The following is a 21,892-nucleotide window of genomic DNA, read 5'->3' as shown; positions in this document are numbered from 1 at the left end:
CATGTCAACTTGTTGGTACAACGCTGCGTTGGAGGTACAGGCTACATGCCTCCGCAGGACTGCCGATCTGGTAGTCTGCCCGAACAACAATTTACGGAATCTGTTTATGAACATGCCCCAAGCCACTCCCCGCGCCGGTCTCCACCCGATGATCATCGTGGCCTGCGCCGCCATCGTTCTGCTGTGCGCTGTAGGCACCGCCGCCATCCTGGGCTGGCTGCCTTCGTCCAGCGCCCGCAATACCGAAGCCAGCCAGCTGGCGCAAACCGAACCGGTCAAGGAAGCCGCTCCCGTGGCACCGCAGAAGGTCGTCACGGCCCCGGTCAAACGCCCTGCCGTGGTGAACGAACCCAGCCATGTGGTGGCTGCCGCGCCACGTTGCCTGGACTGCGGCGTGGTGGAATCCATGCGTGAAATCAGCACGCCTGCCAAGGGCAGCGGCGTCGGCGCAGTCGGCGGTGCCGTACTCGGCGGCGTGCTCGGCCACCAGGTCGGCGGTGGCCGTGGCAAGGACGTGATGACGGTGCTGGGCGCCGTTGGCGGTGCAGTCGCCGGCAACCACATCGAAGGCCAGGTTAAGGCCACGCGCAGTTATGAGATCGTGGTGCGCCTCGACGACGGCTCCACCCGCACCGTACACCAGGCCGATCTGGCCGGCGTCAACACCGGTGACCGCGTGAAGATCAGCAACGGCGTGGTGCGCCTGAACGGCTAAGCGCTTACTGCTTTTTTACTTGGGCCACAGCACCCAGAGCTTCAGCGGCTGCTTGACCCGCCCGGCAAATTCGCCGGCTTCCGGGCCCCAGCCCGCGAAATAATCGGCCCGCACCGCACCGGTGATGGCACTGCCCGTATCCTGGGCGAACACCAGCTTCTGCAGCTGCGCCAACGGACCGGGCGAGGCCAGCCAAACCGGCGTGCCGTACGGAATACTGGTGGGGTCAACCGCAATCGAGCGGCCCGGCGTCAAAGGCACGCCCTGCGCGCCGCGCGGGCCAAACGCCGCATCCAGCTCCGACAAAACCTCTTCCCGGAAGAACACCGTACGCGGATTGCTCCACAGCAGTTCATTCACCCGCTGCGGGTTCTGCACGATCCAGGCCTTGATGCCGGGCCAAGTGGCGTCGCGGATCAGGCCCTGGTCGAGCAGCCAGCGGCCCACGCTTTTGTACGGCTGGTCGTTGGTGCCCGCATAGGCCAGGCGCACCAGGCGCTGGCTGCCATCGGCCTCGGTGATGCGCAGCCGGCCCGAACCCTGGATCTGCAGCACCAGCGCGTCCACCGGGTCGGACAGCCAGGCGATCGCCCGGCCGGCCAGCTGGGCCTTGGCTTCGGGCAGGGTTTCCATCTCTTGCCGGGTGTACCAGGGCTTGCGCTGGCCCAGGTTGGCCGGCGGGCGGTACAGCGGCACGGCGGAGGCGCTGGTGGGATTGCGGGTCGCGTCCAGCATGGGCTCGTAATAGCTGGTCAGCAGGCCGTCGGAACTGCCTTGCAGCGGCTCGACCTTGTAGGGCTGCAGCCGCGACACCATCCAGGCGCGTTGCTCGTCGCCGCTGCCGATGCTGAGGCGGCGCACCTCTTTGCACAGCGGCGCGTGGACCGGGCCCGGGCGTTCGCAGCTCTTGATCCAGGCGTTCCAGGCTTCAAACAACGGGTCCTGGCCGAAGCCGGGCAACTCGGCCCAGCGCACCGCGGTCCAGCGGCTTTTGCCCTGGGTGATGGGGCCGGGCAGCGGGCCGGTGTCACCGGAGACCACATACGGCGGCAGGTCGGTCGGGCTGGGCTGGGTCGGCGTGGGAGACGCCTCGGGTGCGGGGTACTCGGGCACGTGGGTGGCACAGCCGGCCAGGATTCCTACAATCACGGCTACTAAGACATACGGGAGGGATCGGTTCATGGTGTTGCTATTGCTGGAAGCGCTGGGGGCCGGGGTATTGCTGGTGCTGATTGTCTGGTGGACCATGTTCTCTGGTCGCAAGAACGGCGAAATCGTTCAAAAATCTGAAGAAAAAACGCCCCCGCCGTAGGTATCACCTGCGCAAGCAGCTACATTTTCTGTAGCAAGTTGGCCAATTCTACGGCCGACTTCACTTCCATCTTGTCGAATACCCGGCCGCGGTGCACCTCCACCGTGCGCACGCTGATGTCCAGCTGGTCGGCAATCAGCTTGTTCGGCAGGCCTTGCACTACCAGGCGCATCACATCGCGCTCGCGCTCGGTCAGCTCGGCCAGCAGCGACTGCAGCCGCAAACGGGTGTCGCGGGCCTGCAGGCTCTGCGCCGACTGGGCCAGCGCATGCTCGATGCGGTCGACCAGCAGGTTGTCGGAAAAGGGTTTTTCGCAGAAATCGAAGGCCCCGCGCTTGACCGCATCGACCGCGGTCGGCACATCGGCATGGCCGCTCAAAAAGATCACCGGCATTTCCAGGTGCAGGCCCTGGGCCACCAGCTTGTCGAACAGCGCCAGCCCGCTCATGCCGGGCATGCGCACATCCAGCAACAGGCAGCAGGCCTGGCGCGGCGTGAAGCCGCCGTCCAGCATCGCGTCGAAGGCCTCGGCGCTGACAAAACCCTCGCTGAACAGCCGGCGCGAGCGCAACAGCCAGGACAGCGCGTCGCGCACGCTGGCGTCGTCGTCCACGATGAATACGGTGGCGTCTTGTACAGGTTGCATCACGGTCTCACATTCCATTCAGTTTTACAGCCACGCCCAAGGATGCCATGGAACCGGCTGCGCCAGCCAGGGGGTGCTTCAAGCGCCCCCCGTCGGCAGCGTAAACCGGAACACCGTGCCTTGCGGATAGTTGGCTTCAAAGCCCAAAAATCCGCCGTGCTGTTCGACCACCGTGCGGCACATGCTCAGGCCCAGGCCCATGCCCTCAAGCTTGGTGGTGAAGAACGGGGTGAACAAGCGCTCGGCCACCGCGGCCGGAATGCCCGGCCCGCGGTCGGACACCACAAACTCCAGCCAGCCGGTGGCCTGCGCAGCCCGGAAATTGGCCCCGGCCACCGCCACCCGCAGCACCAGCACGCGCTCGGTAATGCCTGGCTGGTCCATGGCCTGCATGGCGTTGCGCGCCAGGTTCAGCAGCACCTGCTCAACCATGGTGCGGTCGCACAGCACCGGTGGCAGCTCTGGCGCCATCTGGGTCACCACCTGCACGCCCAGCTTGCGCGCCTGTAGCTGCACCAGCGGCATGATGGCGTCCAGCAGCGCCTGGGGCGCAACCATCTCGCGCGCGTCGCCACGGCGCCGCACGAAGTCGTGCACGCTCTTGATCACCTTGCCAGCGCGCTCGGCCTGCTCGGCGATGCGGCGCAATGCCATGTCCAGGTCCGCACCTTCGAGCTCGCCGAACTGCATCAGGTTCAGCGCGCCGGTGGCGTAGCTGGAGATCGCGGCCAGCGGCTGGTTTAGCTCGTGGCTGAGCAGCGAGGCCATTTCGCCCACCGTGGCCAGCCGGGCCGTGGCCTGCAGCCGGTCCTGGCTGGTGCGCGACAGCTCTTCCACCCGGCGCTGCTCGGTAATGTCGACCACCGCGCTCATCCAGCCGGTTTGCAGGCCCTGCGCATTGATCAGCGCAGCCTCGATCACCAGCACCGGGAAGCGCACGCCGTCCTTGCGCATGAAGACCGAGGTAAAGCCTTCGCGCGGCGGGGCGTTGCCGGCCAGGCGAATGTCCTGGCGCTGCTGGTATTCCTCGGCCAGATCGGGCGGCCAGTAGGGCGCCGGCATGCTGTGGCCGGACAGCTCGGCAGCGCTGAACCCGACCATCTGGCAAAACGCCGGATTCACATAGGTGATGCGGCCCTCCAGGTCGCGGGCGCGCAGGCCGGTGAGCAGCGAGTCCTCCATGGCTTTGCGAAAAGCCAGCGCATCCGCCAGGTCGCGCTCGGCGCTAAGCCGCAAGCGGGTGTCCTTGACCAGCAGCACGGTCACCGATACCAGGGCGATCGACATCAGCGTGACCAGCGCCGTCATCAGGTTCGGGTACACGCCGGGGTCGCCGTGCCAGCTGTCCATGCGCAAGACCATGGTGTTGCCCGGCAGGTTGACCAGCTGCTGCGCGGTAAACATGCGGGTGCCGCGCCGGGCCGAGCCATGCAGCACCAGGCGGGTGCCGTCGGGCTCGATGAACGACACCTCCTGGCTGCGGGTCAGCTGGCGGCCCACCATGTCGGCCAGCACATCGCCCAGCGCATAGGTGGCGACCAAGTAGCCCTTCAGCGCGCCATGGCTGATCAGCGGCATGCACAGCTCCAGCACCTCCAGCCCCAGCCCGGTCACCTGCGGCAGGAAATAACTGCCCGAATAGGCCGGGCCATTGGCACGCTTGGCCAGGGTGCAGGCCAGCTGGGCGTCGGGTTCGGCCCGTACCTGGCCCTGCCACTCGAAAGCCTGGGGCCGGAACGGGCTGTGCGCCTTGGCCACCAAGGCCATATTCGGTTGGTGCCATTCGACCCGCAGCAGCTCCCGGTGGTTGCGCAAAAATTCGATGGCGTCGACGGTCCAGGAGCCGGGGGTGGGGTCGTTGTACTGCAGCGCCTGCAGGCTTTGCACATTGCGGGCCAGGCCCAGCCGCACATCGTCCACCGCCGCCGCCGTGTCGCGCTCCAGATGGTCCTGCACCTGGCTGGCCTCAAAACGGCCCGCCAGCCAGACCAGGGTGCCTAGCACCAGCCCGAGCAGCAGCAGCATCAGTCCCCACAGCGACCAGCGCTGCCACAGGCGCAGCAGGCCGCCCTGCGAAAGCATCCGCACCGGCTTCACAAGACGCGGTGTTGCAGCGCCGGCAGCTGGGCCCGGCAGACGGCCAGCCGGGCGGCGTCCAAGGTGCCGCGTACCACGGCCTCGCCTTCGGCATGCTCGGCCAGCACCACGCCCCAGGGGTCGACCAGCTGGCTGTGGCCCCAGGTGCGCCGACCGTTTTCGTGCCGGCCACCCTGGGCCGGGGCCAGCACATAGGCCAGGTTCTCCACCGCCCGGGTGCGCAGCAGCAGCTCCCAGTGGGCCTGGCCGGTGGTGTGGGTAAAGGCGCTGGGCACCAGCAGCAGGTCCGCGCCCTGGGCGGCGTAGCCGCGGTACAGCTCGGGAAAGCGCAGGTCGTAGCAGACGCTCATGCCGATGCGCCAGCGCTGCCCGTCGCGCGCGGTCAGCTCGAACAGCACGGGCTCGGTGCCGGGCTCCAGCACCCGCGATTCGTCAAAGCGCTCCTGCCCGTTGTCGAAGCGGAACAAATGGATCTTGTCGTAGCGCGCCACACAGGCGCCCGTAGGGTCGAACACCAGGCTGCTGTTGCGCACCCGGCTGCCATCGCCAACCGTCAATGGCAGGGTGCCGCCCACAATCCACAGGCCCAGCTGGCGCGCGCTGCCGGCCAGAAAGTACTGGATGGGGCCGCTGCCAAAAGCTTCCTGGATCTGCAGCTTGTCGGTATCGCGCTGGCCCAGCAGGCAAAAATACTCGGGCAGCACCACCAGCTCGGCGCCCCAGGCCGCCGCCTCGGCCAGCAGCGCGGCAGCCCGCTCCAGGTTGCTGGCCAGGCTGGTGCTGGAGACCATCTGGATGGCGGCGACTTTCATGGTGTGGCTCCGAGGGTTGGGTTGCTGTTCGGTGCCTGGGCTTCGACCTTGGGCTCCAGGCCCAGCACGCCTTTGCGCGCCACCTTGGTGATCTTGGGGTCGGCCCAGGTGCCGTCGATATGGAACTCCTGGGTGGCCGCCTCGGTCAGGGGGCGGCGCAAAAACCACTGCGCCAAGAATGTGCCTATGCCGACCGCGGGGTTGATGACGGTAGCCACCAGCGCCGCCGTTCCGGCGCTGATCTCGGGCACCACCACCACTTTCAGGTCCTGGGTTTCGCGCGCAATGTCGGCACTGCCCTCCATCAGCACGGCGGCGTTCACACCCTTCATCTGCAGGTTGTTGGTCGCGGCCTTGCCCTGGTCGATATGCACGTCGCCGCGGATGAAGTCAAAGGCAAAACCCTGGCTGAACACATCGCGGAAGTCCAGCGCCAGCCGGCGCGGCAAGGCCTGCAGGTTCAGCACGCCAAGCAGCTTGGCCAGACCGGGGTCGGCCTTCAAGAACTGGCCGTTTTCCACCCCCAGATTGAACTGGCCCGACAGCGTCGAATAGTCGAGCGCCAGCGGCGACCCGACCCAGGCGATCTGCCCCTCCATCGGCCCCTTGCCGCGCAGGATCACACCGGGCATGCCGAAGCGGGTCAGCAGACCGCCAGCATCGGCGATGTCCAGCTTGAAGTTCAGCACGGTACGCCGCGGTGCGGCCTTGGTCTCACGCCGCGGCCCGCCCAACGCCGCCTGGGCCCCCACCGACACCCAGTTGCCGGTAGCGCTGAGCTGGGCCTCGGGGTTGGTGATCGTCAGCTTGTTGAGCCGCCATTCGCGCACGCCGCGGTTCACCGCCTCGATCTCGACGCGACCCAGCTTCTTGCCCTTGAGCTCCAGATCGTCGACCACGATGTCCAGCGCGGGCACGGTCTCGGAGGGTTCGTCCAGCAGGGTTTCGACCTCGCTCGCCGCGCTGGGCGCCAGCGTCAACCGGGCCAGCCGCGCGAAGACCCGGCCGGAACCGGCGTCAGATGGCTGGCGGTATTCCACATAGCCATTCAGCTCCTGGGCGCTGACATTGGCGCGCCAGTTGGCGCCATCGCGGGTGCCGCCCATCACCACCTGGTGCAGGGTGCGGCCGCCCAGCGTCAGGGTATTGGCGCGCACCGCCAGGGTGGTGGGCAGGTAGCCATCGACATGGGTGGCCGGCGCCACGCTGGCCGCGCCCAGGGCTGCGGGCGCCTGTGCCAGCGCCGTATCCCAGGCATCGGCATTGAACGCGCCCAGCTGCACATTGGCGGTGACACCTTCTTCGGGCAGCGGTACCGCTTCGGCCGGCGGTACGCCGACCGCAATCGCGCCGCGCAGCACCCGGGGCTCGGCGCCCGACACATCGCGCACATAGCTGACCGAGCCCAGGCCTTTGAGCTCCAGCAGCAGGCGGTCGCGCTGCGGGCCTGGGGTGGCCGGCAGCAAGGTGTTCTCGAAACGCAGCGGCAGGCTGGCCTCGGCACTCTTGTTCAAAGGCGCCGGCAGCGCCAGGGCCAGGCCTTGCAGACTGCTGGTGACGCTGGTTTCCAGCAGCCCCTGGCGCACGCCCAGCACCGCCGAATAGGCCGCGCTGCCCGTGGCCTGGCGCGCCAGCTGCGATACCAGGCCCAGCACCGGCGCCTGGCGCAGGCCTTCGGCCGTGGCCACGCCCTGGACCCGGAACAGCAGGCTGCCATGCGCATCGCCGCCCAGATTGGTGGCCCCGAATACCGGGCGGGTACCGCCCTCCAGCTTGGCATCGCCACCCAGCAGCCGCGCCTGGACGCCGGCCAGCGTGAAGCCGGTTTCGGTGAAGTTGACCGTGCCGCGGACCCGGCCCATGGGCAAGGTGTCGGGCTCCACCACCAGGTCGTTACCAGCCAGGGTCACACTGCCCTGGACCTTGCTGCGGTCGATATCGTCAATCGGCAGCTGCAGCCGCAAGCGCAGGTCGGCCGCGCCGCTGCCGGTCGCCTGGTCCAGCGCATGCGATGTCATGGAGGCCAGGGGCGAGCGCGCCACCAGGCCCAGCATGTCGTTCACTGGGCCGCGCGCCTGGCCGTTGAAGACCACCACCGAGCGGTTCAGATCCGCAATCGAGGCCTGGGCCTGGGTGATCTGGAACCCCGCCGCACCGCTGAGCTTGCCGGTGGCCCGGTTCACCTGCAGCGAGGCACGGTCTATCACCAGCTCGCCAGATAGCTGCTCCAAAGCCGGCCACTGCAGGGCTTCGCCTGGTCGCAGACTGGGCGGCACGTAGGCGTAGGTGGCGTTCTGCACATCGGCCGTGACCTTGAATTCGCCCTGACGGCTGACGTTGAACGGAAAGTCGTACAGATCGCCCTTGACCCGGAACTTGACCCGGCTGGCCGAACCCGCGCGCACTGCGTCGCGCACGTAGTGGCGTGCCTCGGCATCCAGCTCCAGCGGCAGATAGCGGTGCACCCGCGTGCCGTCTGCCCGCGTCAGCTGGCCTTGCATATCCAGCACACCGGGGAAGCGCGACTTGCTGGCCGACACCGCTGCATCGCTGGTGCGCCAGGCCAGCTGCAGATCGCCGGCCGCATCGGCATTGGCAAAACGTACATCGCTGAGCTTGACCGCCAGGGCCTGGCCGCTGTGCTGCCAGCTTACCGACGCAGACAGCTGGTCCAGCGGTACCACCGGCTCCTCGAAGATGCCCGGCAGGTCCAGCGCCCCTTTGTCGATACGCAGCGTGGCTTTGCCGGCCGCCTGGTTGGCGTCGAACTCCAGCGTGGCACCGCGCACGCCGGGCCGGCCCTCTGCCAGCGTGCCCGCAGCCAGCGCCAGCCCGCTGGCCCGGCCTTTCACCTGGTACTGGGTAGGCGCCTCCAGCGGGCCATGCCAGCTGGCATCCACCTGCTCGACCAGGCCTTGCGGCGCATAGGTGTCGAGGGCCGCGTGGGTCGCGTCGCCCAGCGGCAGATGCCCGGCGATACGCGACAGCGTGGCCAGGTCCAGCCGGTCGGCGCGCAGCTGGCCGCCTTCGGGCTGGGAGCGCACAAACAGATTGCCGCCCGACCAGGGCAGGCCGGCTTCGGTGGTGAACTGCAGGCCTTCGGTCGACAGCTCGATGCCGCCAGGCAAAGGCTTCACGCCCAGCCGGCCTTGCAGGGACTGCAGCGCCAAAGGTTCCAGCTCGGGCGCCAGGGTGACGCGGATGTCCTGCAAAGCCACGTCGGCCGTGCTGGCCAGCACCTTGCCGTGGCGGATGTCGGCCCACAGCCGCAAAGCCCCCACGCCCTGGCCGATATCAAAGCCCAGGTCGGCATGCTGGCGCAGCTGGGCCATGTCGACCCGCGGCAGGCTGGCATAGGCAGGGCCATCCCAGTCCTGCCAGCGGCCGCGCCGGGTGCTGAGCAAGGGCTGGCGGAACTGGGCCTGCACGCTGAAGCGCTCGCCCCATTCGGCCGGCGGCGAAGCATCCAGGCGCAGGTGGTGCCGCAGCCCCCGGTTGCGCATCACAAAATCCACCCCGCTGAGCGCCAGCGTGGGTGCGGCGCGCTGCTCGTCGGTCCAGCGCACGGTACCGCCGCGCACCACCAGCTCGGTTTGGGAAAATAGCCAGTCGGCCGCGCGCCCGTCGCTTTTTTCGGTCTGCGAGAAGTCCAGCCCGGCGATAAAGATCTTGCCGTCGGCGCTGCGACGGATGTCCAGCTCGGGTTGGTCGATCACCAGCTGCTCGAAGCCCAGCTTCAGCAGCGAGGCCGGCGACAGTGCCGCCACGATCCTGGGCAGCTGCAAGGCGGTGCGGCCCTGGGCGTCGAGCAAAGCCACATCGCGCAGCTCGAAGGTGGGGATCAGGTGTAGCGATTCGGCAGAAATCGCGCCGATGCGCACGGGTAAGCCCAGTGCCCGCCCGACCTCTCTCTCCAGCTGCGGGCGAAACTCGCCAATTCGCGGCACAATCCAGCCGTGCAAAGCCCCCCAAGCCATGGCGAGCACCAGCCAGCCCGCCAGCACCACGCGAAGAGACCAGGTTGCTGCGGTAGCAGCCAGTTTGAGCAGACGCGAGGGCAAGGGCTTGGATTCAGTCATGGGACAGATGGATGCAACAGGAATTATGACTCCCGCCCCAGCGGGCATTGAATGCTTTACGGTGACGTTTTGTTAAACCTCCAGACTCCCCCTGCCGCCCTGTCGTTCCATTCACGCTTTGTGCAGCGCCTGCGCCGCCGCTATGCCGACCAGCTCGATCTGCTGCCCGCAGGCGCGCCGGTACGTGCCAGCATGGAATCCACCCTGGCCACCCTGCTGTCCCAGGGTCTGGAACTCGGCGCCGCCCTGCGCACCCTGCGCCAGCTGGTGATGGAGCGCCTGGTCCAGCTGGACTGCGATGAACAGGCGCCGCTGCAGGTGATCACCCGGGCCGTCACCGAACTGGCCGAAATCGCCCTCGACGCCGCCTGCGAGCACGCCCAGCAGACGCTGGACGCCCAGCACGGCGCCCCCCTGGCGACCGACGGCCAGCGTGCCCAGCTGTGGGTGGTGGGCATGGGCAAGCTGGGCGCGCGCGAGCTGAACGTGTCCAGCGACATTGACCTGATCTATGTCTACAACCAGGATGGCGACACCGCCGGCACCGCCGAAGGCCGGGGCCGCATTTCCAACCACGAATACTTTGGCAAGGTGGTCAAGACCATCTACAGCCTGGTCGGCGACACCACCGAGCACGGCTTTGTGTTCCGGGTCGACCTGGCACTGCGGCCCAATGGCAATTCCGGCCCGGTGGCGGTATCGCTGGACGCGCTGGAAGACTATCTGCAGGTACAAGGCCGCGAATGGGAACGCTTTGCCTGGCTGAAAAGCCGGGTGGTGGCGCCGCGCGCCTGCATCACCGACGCCAGTGCGCTGCGCGGCGTGGTGCTGCCGTTCGTTTTCCGCCGCTACCTGGACTACGGCGTGTTCGATGCGCTGCGCAGCCTGCACCAGCAGATCCGCGAACACGCGGCCAAGCGCAGCGCCGGCCGGCCCGAGCGCGCGAACGACGTGAAGCTGTCGCGCGGCGGCATCCGCGAGATCGAATTCACCGTGCAGCTGCTGCAGGTGGTGCGCGGCGGCCAGTTCCCTGAACTGCGCACCCGCCCCACGCTGGACGCGCTGCAGCGCCTGGCCCGCGCCGGCCTGATGTCGCAGGCCACGGCCGATGCGCTGGCCGAGGCCTATACCTTTTTGCGCCGGGTCGAACACCGCATCCAGTACCTGGACGACCAGCAAACCCATGTGCTGCCCACCGTCGATGCCGATCTGGCCTGGATCGCCGAAACCATGGGCTGCGCCGATTGCTGCGAGTTCCTGACCGCGCTGGACACCCACCGCGAACGCGTGGCGCAAGAGTTCGACACCCTGCTCGGCGGCAAAAAAGAATGCAAGGGCTGCAACGGCAAGAGCGCCAAACCGGCAGTCGGCGACGCCAGTGGCGCCCCCGACCTGGCCAGCCTGGCCGAGCAGCTCGACCCGGCCCTGCGCGAACGCCTGCTGGCCTGGAGCGAAAGCCCGCGCGTGCTGGCTTTGCGCGAGGTCTCGCGCGCCCGCCTGGCCCGCCTGGTACAGCGCACTGCCGGCTGGCTGCGCGAAGGCCAGACCAGCCTCGATGGCGTGCTGCGCTGGATGGACTGGATCGAGCCGCTGCTGCGCCGCGAAAGCTACCTGGCCCTGCTGCTGGAGCGCCCGGCCATCCACCAGCGCCTGCTGCGCCTGCTGGGCGCGGCCAAATGGCCGGCCCGCTACCTGCTGCAGCACCCGGGTGTGATCGATGAGCTGGCCGCCGAGACCATGCTGTCCGAGCGCTTTATTGCGGCCGAATTCGAAGCCGAACTCGAAGCCCGCCGCACCGCGCTGGCCCGCACCCAAGAGGACGACGACGAAACCCTGCTGAATCTGCTGCGCCGCGCCCACCATGCCGAGCTGTTCCGCACCCTGGCGCGCGACGTCGAAGGCCGTATCAGCGTCGAGCAGGTGGCCGACGACTTGAGCGCCCTGGCCGAAGTGGTGCTGCGCGTCACCGCCCGCTGGTGCTGGCAGCGCCTGAAGAACCACCACCTGGACGAACCGCGCTTTGCCGTCATCGGCTACGGCAAGCTGGGCGGCAAAGAGCTCGGCTACGGCAGTGACCTGGACATCGTCTTCGTCTACGAGGACGAAGACGACCGCGCGCCCGAAGCCTATGCCAACCTGGTGCGCAAGCTGATCAACTGGCTGAGCGTCAAGACCGCCGAAGGCGACCTGTTCGAGATCGACACCGCGCTGCGGCCGAACGGCAACTCGGGCCTGCTGGTCACCACCTTGAACGCCTACGCCAGCTACCAGGAAGGCCGCGGCAGCAACGTCGCCTGGACCTGGGAACACCAGGCCATGACCCGGGCCCGCTGCGTGCTCGGGCCGAACGACCTGCACCAGCGCTTTGATGCGATCCGCGAGAACGTGATCACCGCGCCGCGCGACCACGCCGCCCTGAAGGCCGAGATCGTCGCCATGCGCGACAAGGTCCGCTCCGCCCACCCGGTGCGCGGCGGCCACTTCGACGTCAAGCACAGCAACGGCGCCATGGTGGATGCCGAGTTCGCGGTGCAGTTCCTGGTGCTGGCCCATGCCGCACAGCACCCGGCGCTGCAAGACAACGTGGGCAATATCGCACTGCTGCAGCGCGCCGAGCTCTGCGGCCTGCTGCCGGCCGGCGTGGGCGAAGCAGCCGCCAAAGCCTACCGTGCGCTGCGCAAGGTACAGCACCAGGCGCGCCTGAACGAGGCCCCCACCCAGGTCGTGCCGCCCTTGCTGCAAGCGGAACGCGACGCCGTACTGGCGCTGTGGAAGGCGGTTTTCCACTAGGGGGTTGTGGGCGGCGGCAGCGGATTTTTACCCGCATTGCCGCTGCGCGGTTCCGGCGCTAAGCTGTACCGCTATGACTGCCCTTACGTTCCCGCCATGGGCCAGCTAAGGCAAGGCCCGCGTGCGACCCTGGGGATAGGCCCCCGGATCGTGGTCATGTTCACCCTGGTATTTAGTTTGATGGGCGGTCTGGGGCTGTTGGTCATGAAAAACAGCCTGTTGCCAGCCTTCGACAGCATCGAAAAGCGCTTCGCGCAAGACAGCGCCAAACGCCTGCTGAGCGGCTTCGACGAACAGCTGTCCGGCCTGAGCGTGCTGAACCGCGACTGGGCCTACTGGGACGAGCTGTACCGCCACATGCTGCGCCCGAACAAGGCGTTTGAAAGCAGCAATATCGGCCCTCCCGCCATGTCGACATCGAACCTGAACGCCGTTCTGTTCATCGACCGAAAGGGCCGGGCCGCCGGCTTTGGCGCCCGCGCACTGGGCAACGGCCTGATGCCGCGCCAGGAAGATCTCCTGGAGCCGCTGCAACGCCGCTGGGTCGGCAAGCCGGTACCCGCCCAATCCACCCAGTGCGGGCTCACCTTCATGCAAAAAGTGCTGGCGTCCGTCTGCTGGACGCCCATCGTCCACAGCGATGGCCGGGGTGCGTCGGTCGGCATGGTGGTGATGGCCCGCGAGCTGAACGACAGTGCCCTGGCCGCCATCGCCCAGAACGCCGGTGCCGCCTTCTCCATCGAGCCCCACACCGGCCCACCAGCGGCCGCCGCACCCGCGCTGCTGACCTGGGAGCTGCCGAAGTTTCTGCATTTCGCCAACCGCAGCCTGACCGCGCAGTACGACGCCAGCAGCATCACGCTGCGCTACCAGCTGCAGGACCTGGAAGCCCGGCCCCTGGCCTGGGTGCGCATGCGGCTGGAGCGGAACCTGGCGGCACAGGCCCAGCACATCGTCAGCGATGTGGCCGTGCAGCTGGCCGTGGTGGCCTTGGCGACGGGCCTGGTGCTGCTGCTGACCGTCCATCTGTGGCTGGTGCGGCCGATCCGCCGGCTGCATGCCGATCTGGCGTCCCTGACCGCTTCGCGGCGCTGGGACAGCGTGCTGGCCTACGACCGGCCGGATGAAATCGGCGCGCTGACCCAGGGCGTGAATGCGCTGCTGAAAGTGCTCAGCGAGCAGGTGGAGGCGCTGGAAACCCTGTCCAGCACCGATGCGCTGACCGGCATTGCCAACCGCCGGCAGTTTGACGAGCGCCTGGCCTACGAATTCGTGCGCCTGGCGCGGCGCCCTGCGCCGCTGTCCTTGCTGCTGCTGGATGTCGACCATTTCAAGCGCTACAACGACCTCTACGGCCACCCCATGGGCGATATCGCGCTGCAAAAGATCGGCCGCTTGCTGCAGCAGTTCTGCCGCCAGCAGGATTTGCCTGCGCGCATCGGCGGCGAGGAGTTCGCCCTGCTGCTGCCCGAGACCGATGCCGCCGGCGCCATCGCCCTGGCCGACAAGCTACGCCTGGCGCTGCACGGCCTGGCCATCGCCCACGACCACTCGCCGACCGACCCGCTGGTTACCGCCAGCATCGGCATCGCCACCTGGGGCTCGGACCACCGCGGCGAGGCCAGCGCGCTGCTGCTGCAGGCCGACGAAGCGCTGTACAGCGCCAAGCGCAGCGGGCGCAACCGCGTATGCCACCGCCGCTACCCTGACCTACCCGCGCAGCAAAGCGGCTGACATAAAACGACACAAATGGATACGCAGTTGCGCAGATCTGCGGCGCCAACGCCGGCACCATAGCGCACTGGTTCCAGCGTCCCCCGAATGGGGGAAAAGCGCCGATCGTTGCCACCAGGCAAAGGCGGCAGGCCATTACGATAACCCCCAACTCCGGCCCTGCAGCACGGCCCCAACGCGCATTGCACACCCGTACACTCCAACCCACTAATTGCCCCCTGGTCGAATACGCGCTGGCCATGGTCGGTGCCGAGATCTCTCCCCGCAGCCCTGCCACCGCAGCGCCGCGCAAGCGCAAGGAAAAATCCGTATGAAACACCTCCGATGGACCCTGGTGGGCACGGCCGTCTGGCTGTCCGCCTGCGCCAGCACCGCGCCGCCGACCAGCGCACCGGCCCAGGCGCCCGCGCAGTGGCAGGCCCCGTTACCGCACCAGGGCCAGCTGGGCGACCTGGCCAGTTGGTGGCAGCGGTTGGACGACCCGCTGCTGGTGCAGTTGATAGAAGCAGCCCAGAGCGTCAGCCCCTCGGTGGCCTCGGCTGCGTCGCGCATCGGCCAGGCCCGCGCCACGGCGGTAGGCGCAGGCGCCGCGCTGCTGCCCAGCCTGGATGCGAGCGCCAGCGCCAGCCGCGGCGTGTCGCAACCCAATGTGCCCATCGCCACCACCGCGCAAGCCGGGCTGCAGGCGGCCTGGGAGATCGACCTGTTCGGCAGCAACCGCGCGGCGCTGAACGCCGCCCAGGCCCGCCAGCAGGGCGCCCAAGCCCAGTGGCATGACGCCCGGGTGGCGGTGGCGGCCGAAGTGGCCAGCCAGTACGTGACGGTGCGCGCCTGCGCGCTGCTGCGCGGCCTGGCCGGCGAAGACGCGCAGTCGCGCCAGGAGACCGCCCGCCTGTCTGGCCTGAGCACCCGCGCCGGCTTTACCGCGCCGGCGGTGGACGCCCTGGCCCGCGCCAGCGCCGCCGAGGCCAAGAACCGCCTGGTGCAGCAGCTCACCCAGTGCGACATCTACCTGAAGGCCATGGTCGCGCTGACCGGCTTGCCCGAGGCCGATTTGGCACAAAAACTGGCTGCAGCGCCCATACCACCTGAGCAGATAGCTCTGTTTTCCATAGCATCTATCCCCGCCCAGGCGCTGGCCCAGCGGCCCGACATCTTCAGCGCCGAGCGCGATGTGGCGGCCGCCAGCTTCGACGTGGGCAACGCCCAGGGCCAGCGCTACCCGCGGCTGACCCTGAGCGGCGCCATCGGCGGCATGCAGGTGCGCTCGGCCGGGGTCAGCGACAACTTCAACACCTGGTCGATTGGGCCGCTGGCGTTGTCGCTGCCGCTGTTCGACGGCGGCCAGCGCAGCGCCAATGTGGACGCCGCCCAGGCCCGCTACACCGAGGCCGTGGCCGTGTACCGCGGCAAGGTGCGGCAGGCGGTGCGCGAGGTGGAGGAAGCCCTGGTGAACCTGCGCAGCAGCGCCGACCGCGCGGCCGACACCCAGGTCGCCGCCGAGGGCTACCAGGCCTCGTTTGCCGCCACCCAGGCGCGCTACCAGGCCGGCGTGGCCAGCCTGCCCGAGCTGGAAGACGCGCGCCGCACCGCCCTGGCCGCCGACACCAATGTGATTGCCCTGCAGCGCGAACGCCTGCTGGCCTGGGTGGCGCTGTACCGCGCCGTCGGCGGTGGCTGGACCAGCCCCGCCGACAGCACCGCCAGCCTGCCCTAAACATTTAACGGACACTCCGCATGACACCCATCGCCTTCAAACCCAACGCTATTGTTTTCGCAGCTGCTCTAGCAATCATCACCTGCGCTGGCGGCCTGTTTGCCACATATACGCAGGCAGCCGGCGAAGACAAGGCCGCCCAGCCCAAGGCGGCGCTGACCGTCACCACCGTGCAGCCGCAGCAAAGCCCGTGGACGGTGCAGCTCAGCGCCAACGGCAATGTCGCCGCCTGGCAAGAGGCCAGCATCGGCAGCGAGGCCAATGGCCTGCGCCTGCTGGAAGTGCGCGCCAATGTGGGCGACGTGGTGCGCGCCGGCCAGGTGCTGGCCACCTTTGCAGCCGACAGCGTGCAGGCCGACGTGGCCCAGGCCAAGGCCAATCTGCTGGAAGCCGAAGCCAATGCGCTGGACGCCGCCGGCAACGCCAGCCGCGCCCGCACCCTGCAAACCACCGGCGCCTTGAGCGAGCAGCAGATCAACCAGTACCTGACCACCGAACAGGTGGCCAAGGCCCGCGTCGAGGCCGCCAAGGCCACGCTGGTAGTGCAGCAGCAGCGCCTGAAGCACACCCAGGTGCTGGCGCCCGACAGCGGCACCATCAGCGCCCGCAGCGCCACCGTGGGCGCGGTGCTGGCCAGCGGCACCGAGCTGTTCCGCATGGTGCGGCAGGGCCGACTGGAATGGCGCGCCGAAGTCACCGCCGCCGAGCTGGAGCGCATCAAGGTCGGCACCCAAGCCCTGGTCAACACCGCCAACGGCACGCCGGTCAAAGGCAAGGTGCGCATGGTGGCGCCCACAGTCGACCCGCAAACCCGCATGGGCCTGGTGTATGTGGACCTGCAAAGCAATCTGCTGAAACCCGGCATGTTCGCCAAGGGCGCGTTTGAGTTGGGCCAGAGCGCCGCGCTGACCGTACCGCAAACCGCCGTGGTGGTGCGCGACGCCTTCAGCTACGTCTACCGCGTGGGCGCCGACAAGCGCGTGGCCCGGGTCAAGGTGCAGACCGGGCGGCAGATCGGCGACCGGCTGGAGATCACCAGCGGGCTGGACGCGAATGCGCTGCTGGTGGCCAGCGGCGCGGGCTTCCTGAACGACGGCGATCTGGTGCGGGTTGTTGAAGCTTCCAAGCCAAATACGGCTCCAGCGCAGGTAAAGCCTGCGCAAGCAGCTAGTAAATAAGGAGCATCCAGATGAATGTCTCCGCCTGGTCCATCAAGAACCCGATACCGGCCGTCATGCTGTTTGTGCTGCTGACCTTTGCCGGTCTGCTGTCCTTCAACGCCATGAAGGTGCAGAACTTCCCCGACATCGACCTGCCCACGGTCATCGTCACCGCCAGCCTGCCCGGCGCGGCGCCGGCCCAGCTGGAAACCGAGGTCGCGCGCAAGCTGGAGAACTCGATTGCCACGGTGCAAGGCCTGAAGCACATCTACACCTCGGTGCAGGACGGCAGCGTCACGGTGACGGCCGAGTTCCGGCTTGAAAAAGCCGTGCAGGAAGCGGTGGACGATGTGCGCTCCGCCGTGGCCCGGGTCCGCAGCGACCTGCCGGCGGACGTGCGCGACCCCATCGTCAACAAGATGGACATGGCGGCCCAGCCGGTGCTGGCCTTCACCATCCGGTCCGCCAAGCTGGACATCGAAGCCCTGTCCTGGTTTGTCGACAACGACGTGACGCGCAAGCTGCTGGCAGTGCGCGGCGTGGGCGCGGTGACCCGCGTCGGCGGCGTGACGCGCGAAGTACAGGTGGCGCTGGACCCGCTGAAACTGCAGGCCCTGGGCGCGACCGCTGCCGACATCTCCCGCCAGCTGCGCCAGGTGCAGCTGGACAGCGCCGGTGGCCGCACCGACATAGGCAGCGGCGAACAACCGGTGCGCACCCTGGCCACGGTGCAAACCGCCCAAGAGCTAGGCCAGCTGCAACTGGCGCTGAGCGACGGCCGGCGCATCCGGCTGGACCAGGTGGCAACGGTCAGCGACACCACCGCCGAGCAGCGCTCCGCAGCCCTGCTGAACGGCCAGCCGGTGGTCGGCTTCGAGGTCTCCCGCAGCCGCGGCGAAAGCGAAGTGGCGGTGGGCACGGCGGTGCAAAAAGCGCTGGCCGAGATGAAGCTGCAATACCCCGACATGGAGCTCACCGAGTCCTTCAACTTCGTGGCGCCGGTGGAAGAGGAATACACCGGTTCCATGCACCTGCTGTACGAGGGCGCGATCCTGGCAGTGGTGGTGGTGTGGCTGTTCCTGCGCGATTGGCGCGCGACTTTTGTGTCAGCGGTGGCACTGCCGCTGTCGGTGATTCCGGCCTTCATCGGCATGTATTGGCTGGGCTTTTCGGTCAACGTGATCACCTTGCTGGCGCTGTCGCTGGTGGTCGGGATTCTGGTCGACGACGCCATCGTCGAGGTGGAAAACATCGTGCGCCACTTGCGCATGGGCAAGACGCCCTACCAGGCGGCGATGGAGGCGGCAGACGAGATCGGCCTGGCGGTGATTGCCACCACCTTCACCCTGGTGGCGGTGTTTTTGCCGACCGCCTTCATGAGCGGGATTGCCGGCAAGTTCTTCAAGCAGTTCGGCTGGACCGCGGCGCTGGCGGTGGTGGCATCGCTGATCGTGGCGCGGGTGCTGACGCCGATGATGGCGGCCTACATCCTCAAGCCCCTGGTCGGCGCCGAGAAGGAAGCCGGCTGGATGCGCATCTACATGCGCTGGGCCACCTGGTGCCTGAAGCACCGGGTGCTGACCATGGTGGGCGCCACACTGTTCTTCTTCGGCTCGATCGCGCTGATTCCGCTGCTGCCCACCGGCTTCATCCCGCCAGACGACAACTCGCAAACCCAGGTCTACATCGAACTGCCGCCCGGCTCTACGCTGGCCCAGACCAGCGTGTCGGCCGAGCAGGCGCGCAGCCTGATCGCCAAGGTGGAGCATGTGAAGAGCATCTACACCACCATCGGCGGCGGCAGTGCAGGCGGCGACCCGTTTGCCCCGGCCGGCGCATCCGAGGCGCGCAAGGCCACGCTGACGATTCTGCTCAGCGACCGCGGCGAACGGCCGCGCAAGCAGGGCATTGAAAACAATATCCGCGCCGCGCTCGAAGCCCTGCCTGGCGTGCGCAGCAAGGTCGGCCTGGGTGGCTCGGGCGAGAAATACATCCTGGTGCTGACCGGCGAAGACCCGGTGGCCCTGCAGGCCGCCGCGCTGGCGGTAGAGAAGGATTTGCGCACCATCCCCGGCCTGGGCAGCGTGGCGTCTACCGCCAGCCTGATCCGCCCGGAGATCGCGGTGCGGCCCGACTTCGCCAAGGCCGCCGACCTGGGCGTGACCAGCAACGCCATCGGCGAAACCCTGCGCATCGCCACCGTGGGCGACTTCGATGTGTCGCTGCCCAAGCTCAACCTGTCGCAGCGCCAGGTGCCCATCGTGGTCAAGCTCGACGACAGCGCGCGCAAGGACCTGGGCGTGCTGGAGCGCCTGGCCGTACCCGGCAGCAAGGGCCCGGTGATGCTGGGCCAGGTGGCGACTCTGGAGACCAATGGCGGCCCAGCCGTGATCAGCCGCTACGACCGATCGCGCAACGTGAACTTCGAAATCGAGCTGTCCGGCCTGCCGCTGGGCGACGTGACCGCCCTGGTGCAAAAGCTGCCCGCCATCCAGCAGCTGCCGCCCGGCGTGAAGGTGGTGGAAATCGGCGATGCCGAGGTAATGGGCGAGCTGTTCGCCAGCTTCGGCCTGGCCATGCTGACCGGCGTGCTGTGCATCTACATCGTGCTGGTGCTGCTGTTCAAGGACTTCCTGCACCCTGTCACCATCCTGTGCGCGCTGCCGCTGTCGCTGGGCGGCGCCTTCGTCGGCCTGCTGATCGCGCAAAAGAGCTTCTCCATGCCCTCGCTGATCGGCCTGATCATGCTGATGGGCATCGCCACCAAGAACTCCATCCTGCTGGTCGAATACGCCATCGTGGCGCGCCGCGACCACGGCATGACCCGGGTCGAAGCCCTGCTAGACGCCTGCCACAAGCGCGCCCGCCCCATCGTCATGACCACCTTGGCCATGGGCGCCGGCATGCTGCCGATTGCGCTGGGCTGGGGCGCGGCCGACAGCAGCTTCCGCAGCCCTATGTCGGTGGCGGTGATTGGCGGTTTGATCACCTCCACGGTGCTGAGTTTGCTGGTGGTGCCGGCGGTGTTTACCTATATCGACGACCTGGAGCACTGGTTCCGGCGCATGGGTGCAAAGCTGCGGGGGAAACCGACCCCAGCACCCGCGCAGTTGTTGCCGGAATCGCAGACCAAAGCGCTATCGTAATAAGAGCTGCTAGCGCTGATGGAATATACGCTAGCAGCCTTTTTTGTCTAAGCCTTGGATACAGCTTCTGCCATGACTGCGCGCGCGCCTTGTGCACGTGCCGCTGCAAGGCAGTCCTGCAGCGCTTGGATGAGCCGCTCGGACACCAGCTTCACGATCGGGCCGGGCGGCTTGGTGGCATCCACGGCCACGCTGATCTCCTGGGGTTCGGCCCCCCGGTCCCGGATGGGGATGAAGACCAGCTGTCCGGTGGCCAGCTCCGACGCCACGTCCAGCTCGGACGTGAACACCACATGGTTGCCGCCCAGCGCCAACTGCTTGACCAGCTGCAGCGAGTTGGTCTCGGTATAGCGGCGCGGTTCCTTGAACAGCCAGCTGTATTGCGCCTCGAGATAACGCCGTATCGTCAGCGCCTTGCTCTGCAGCGCAACCGGGTGGGCCATGGCCTCCTGGAAACTCACCGTCTCGCGCTGCGCCAGCGGGTGGCCGGGTGCCACCACGCAGCCCAGCGGCAGCGCGCTCTTCCAGAGCACCAGCAGTTCCCGGCGCGGTTTCAGGTTGAAGATGGCGGCCAGGTCGGCCTGGCCGGTCAGCAGTGCAGCCTCGGCATCGTCAGGGGTGGCCAGCGCGATGGACAGGCTGACCAGCGGATGCTGCGCACCCAGATCCCGCACCAGGGCCGGCATGACGCTGGTGGCATGGCTGTCCATGGCCACCAGCGACACATGGCCCTGGTGCACGCCCTGCAGGCGCCGGATCTCGGCGACCACCCCACGCTCGTCCTGCAGCCAGTGGCGCGCCAGCGTGATGAGTGCGTCGCCCGAGGCCGTCAAACGCATGCCGCGCGGCAGCCGCTCGAACAAGGGCACGCCGAGCTCTTCCTCCAGCTGCAGGATCTGCCGGTTGATGGCCGAAGCCGCCACGTGGAGTTCGCGCGCGGCCTTCTGGATGGAGCCCGAGCGCGCGACCTGGTCGGCGTAGCGCAGTGCGGCGGGAACGAGGGAATGGCGCATGGATGGGTCAGGAGAAGTGCAGGCAGAGTGTACTAATTATGCGTATGCAGCACTGCAAAAATGGTGATGGACGGCAATGATTTGCCTCCCTAAGATCCGTTTCATGACCACACGATCTACCCTGCAACACCTCAACACCTGCGCGCCCGAAGTCTTTTGCGCCACCCTGGCCGACATCTGGGAGCATGCGCCCTGGGTGGCACACGGCGTCATCGACCAGCGCCCTTTTGCGACAGTCGATGCCTTGCACGCGGCAATGGTGGATGTGGTGGCCGCTCTGGACGAGCCCGCACGCGTCGCCTTCTATGCCGGACACCCGGAGCTGGCCGGTGACGACGCTCGCCGGGGTTTGATGACCGACGCGTCGATTGCAGAGCAGGGCACGCTTTCGCTGGCGCGGCTGGACACCGTTGATGCCGAGCGCTGGAGCGCGCTCAACCGGGCCTACCGGGCGCGCTTCGGCTTCCCGTTCATCCTGTGCATCCGCCGCCACACGCGGGAATCGGCCCTGCAAGCCTTCGAGCAGCGCCTGGCGCACGACCGCACCACCGAGCTGGTCACCACACTCGGCGAAATCGCCGCCATCACCCGCCTGCGGCTGGACCACCTGGTGCCTGATGTTTCCCATGTTGCCTGCCACGGCGAATCCATTCCTTCTTGACCTACCCACC

At 67.8% G+C, this 21,892-nt stretch carries 14 protein-coding genes; 8 read left to right on the top strand and 6 right to left on the bottom strand.

The features are described 5' to 3' along the window. Window positions 1-106 precede the first annotated feature (106 nt). Entirely contained in the window at window positions 107-715 is a 609-nt protein-coding gene (locus tag BLT66_RS08725; protein WP_092757301.1) for an outer membrane lipoprotein, read from the top strand. 15 nt (window positions 716-730) lie between these two features. Here the strand turns inward: BLT66_RS08725 and BLT66_RS08720 are convergent, their stop codons facing one another. The 5 genes from BLT66_RS08720 to BLT66_RS08700 form a co-directional block, all read right to left on the bottom strand. Continuing rightward, window positions 731-1,963, bottom strand: coding sequence for a murein transglycosylase A (locus BLT66_RS08720; protein WP_092757300.1), 1,233 nt, complete (start codon window positions 1,961-1,963; stop codon window positions 731-733). Window positions 1,964-2,046: 83 nt separating this feature from the next. Continuing rightward, window positions 2,047-2,673 (bottom strand): response regulator transcription factor, encoded by a 627-nt coding sequence (locus BLT66_RS08715; protein ID WP_092757299.1) that lies wholly within the window; start codon window positions 2,671-2,673, stop codon window positions 2,047-2,049. A 78-nt stretch (window positions 2,674-2,751) separates the two neighbouring features. Beyond that, window positions 2,752-4,755 (bottom strand): two-component system sensor histidine kinase NtrB, encoded by a 2,004-nt coding sequence (locus BLT66_RS08710; protein WP_092757841.1) that lies wholly within the window; start codon window positions 4,753-4,755, stop codon window positions 2,752-2,754. Window positions 4,756-4,766: 11 nt separating this feature from the next. After that, window positions 4,767-5,582: a carbon-nitrogen hydrolase family protein gene (locus tag BLT66_RS08705; protein ID WP_092757298.1), complete on the bottom strand. Its 816-nt coding sequence runs from the start codon at window positions 5,580-5,582 to the stop codon at window positions 4,767-4,769. Next, window positions 5,579-9,661 carry a YhdP family protein gene (locus tag BLT66_RS08700; RefSeq protein ID WP_092757297.1) on the bottom strand — a complete coding sequence of 1,361 codons (4,083 nt, stop codon included), beginning with the start codon at window positions 9,659-9,661 and terminating at the stop codon, window positions 5,579-5,581. Before BLT66_RS08700 ends, BLT66_RS08705 begins: the two co-directional genes overlap by 4 nt. A 69-nt stretch (window positions 9,662-9,730) precedes the next feature. Between BLT66_RS08700 and glnE the strand changes: the two genes are divergently transcribed. The 6 genes from glnE to BLT66_RS08675 all read left to right on the top strand — a co-directional run bounded on the left by glnE (window position 9,731) and on the right by BLT66_RS08675 (window position 20,208). Beyond that, the gene (glnE, locus tag BLT66_RS08695) at window positions 9,731-12,451 is read left to right on the top strand and encodes a bifunctional [glutamate--ammonia ligase]-adenylyl-L-tyrosine phosphorylase/[glutamate--ammonia-ligase] adenylyltransferase (protein WP_255406844.1); all 2,721 of its coding nucleotides are present in this window, start codon (window positions 9,731-9,733) and stop codon (window positions 12,449-12,451) included. Window positions 12,452-12,607: 156 nt separating this feature from the next. Further along, window positions 12,608-14,185 (top strand): sensor domain-containing diguanylate cyclase, encoded by a 1,578-nt coding sequence (locus BLT66_RS08690; RefSeq protein WP_176955019.1) that lies wholly within the window; start codon window positions 12,608-12,610, stop codon window positions 14,183-14,185. Window positions 14,186-14,367: 182 nt separating this feature from the next. Beyond that, entirely contained in the window at window positions 14,368-14,499 is a 132-nt protein-coding gene (locus tag BLT66_RS27115; protein WP_255406843.1) for a hypothetical protein, read from the top strand. Further along, on the top strand, window positions 14,496-15,902 hold the full coding sequence (locus BLT66_RS08685) for an efflux transporter outer membrane subunit (protein WP_092757294.1): 1,407 nt from the start codon (window positions 14,496-14,498) through the stop codon (window positions 15,900-15,902). Before BLT66_RS27115 ends, BLT66_RS08685 begins: the two co-directional genes overlap by 4 nt. Window positions 15,903-15,922: 20 nt before the next feature. Then, on the top strand, window positions 15,923-17,080 hold the full coding sequence (locus tag BLT66_RS08680) for an efflux RND transporter periplasmic adaptor subunit (protein ID WP_092757293.1): 1,158 nt from the start codon (window positions 15,923-15,925) through the stop codon (window positions 17,078-17,080). 11 nt (window positions 17,081-17,091) lie between these two features. Beyond that, entirely contained in the window at window positions 17,092-20,208 is a 3,117-nt protein-coding gene (locus tag BLT66_RS08675) for an efflux RND transporter permease subunit (RefSeq protein ID WP_092757292.1), read from the top strand. 47 nt (window positions 20,209-20,255) lie between these two features. Here the strand turns inward: BLT66_RS08675 and BLT66_RS08670 are convergent, their stop codons facing one another. Continuing rightward, a complete protein-coding gene (locus BLT66_RS08670; protein ID WP_092757291.1) occupies window positions 20,256-21,221 on the bottom strand; it encodes a LysR family transcriptional regulator in 966 nt (321 codons plus the stop codon). Between the two features lie 103 nt (window positions 21,222-21,324). On the opposite strand from BLT66_RS08670, the gene uraD reads away from it, so the two are divergent. Next, entirely contained in the window at window positions 21,325-21,882 is a 558-nt protein-coding gene (gene uraD / locus BLT66_RS08665) for a 2-oxo-4-hydroxy-4-carboxy-5-ureidoimidazoline decarboxylase (RefSeq protein WP_176955018.1), read from the top strand. Window positions 21,883-21,892 lie beyond the last annotated feature (10 nt).

This window comes from Rhodoferax sp. OV413, assembly GCF_900104385.1.
Lineage (GTDB): Bacteria > Pseudomonadota > Gammaproteobacteria > Burkholderiales > Burkholderiaceae_C > Rhodoferax_B.
This window is presented reverse-complemented; position numbering and strand designations above follow the sequence as displayed.

Bases quoted from the DNA above. Each gene is read 5' to 3' on its own strand.
- BLT66_RS08675 (WP_092757292.1), top strand. From the start codon at position 17,092: ATGAATGTCTCCGCCTGGTCCATCAAGAACCCGATACCGGCCGTCATG.
- BLT66_RS08685 (WP_092757294.1), top strand. From the start codon at position 14,496: ATGAAACACCTCCGATGGACCCTGGTGGGCACGGCCGTCTGGCTGTCC.
- uraD (WP_176955018.1), top strand. From the start codon at position 21,325: ATGACCACACGATCTACCCTGCAACACCTCAACACCTGCGCGCCCGAA.
- BLT66_RS08720 (WP_092757300.1), bottom strand. From the start codon at position 1,963: ATGGTCCACCAGACAATCAGCACCAGCAATACCCCGGCCCCCAGCGCT.
- BLT66_RS08700 (WP_092757297.1), bottom strand. From the start codon at position 9,661: ATGACTGAATCCAAGCCCTTGCCCTCGCGTCTGCTCAAACTGGCTGCT.
- BLT66_RS08670 (WP_092757291.1), bottom strand. From the start codon at position 21,221: ATGCGCCATTCCCTCGTTCCCGCCGCACTGCGCTACGCCGACCAGGTC.
- BLT66_RS08715 (WP_092757299.1), bottom strand. From the start codon at position 2,673: ATGCAACCTGTACAAGACGCCACCGTATTCATCGTGGACGACGACGCC.
- BLT66_RS08690 (WP_176955019.1), top strand. From the start codon at position 12,608: ATGTTCACCCTGGTATTTAGTTTGATGGGCGGTCTGGGGCTGTTGGTC.
- BLT66_RS08705 (WP_092757298.1), bottom strand. From the start codon at position 5,582: ATGAAAGTCGCCGCCATCCAGATGGTCTCCAGCACCAGCCTGGCCAGC.
- BLT66_RS08710 (WP_092757841.1), bottom strand. From the start codon at position 4,755: ATGCTTTCGCAGGGCGGCCTGCTGCGCCTGTGGCAGCGCTGGTCGCTG.
- BLT66_RS08725 (WP_092757301.1), top strand. From the start codon at position 107: ATGAACATGCCCCAAGCCACTCCCCGCGCCGGTCTCCACCCGATGATC.
- BLT66_RS08680 (WP_092757293.1), top strand. From the start codon at position 15,923: ATGACACCCATCGCCTTCAAACCCAACGCTATTGTTTTCGCAGCTGCT.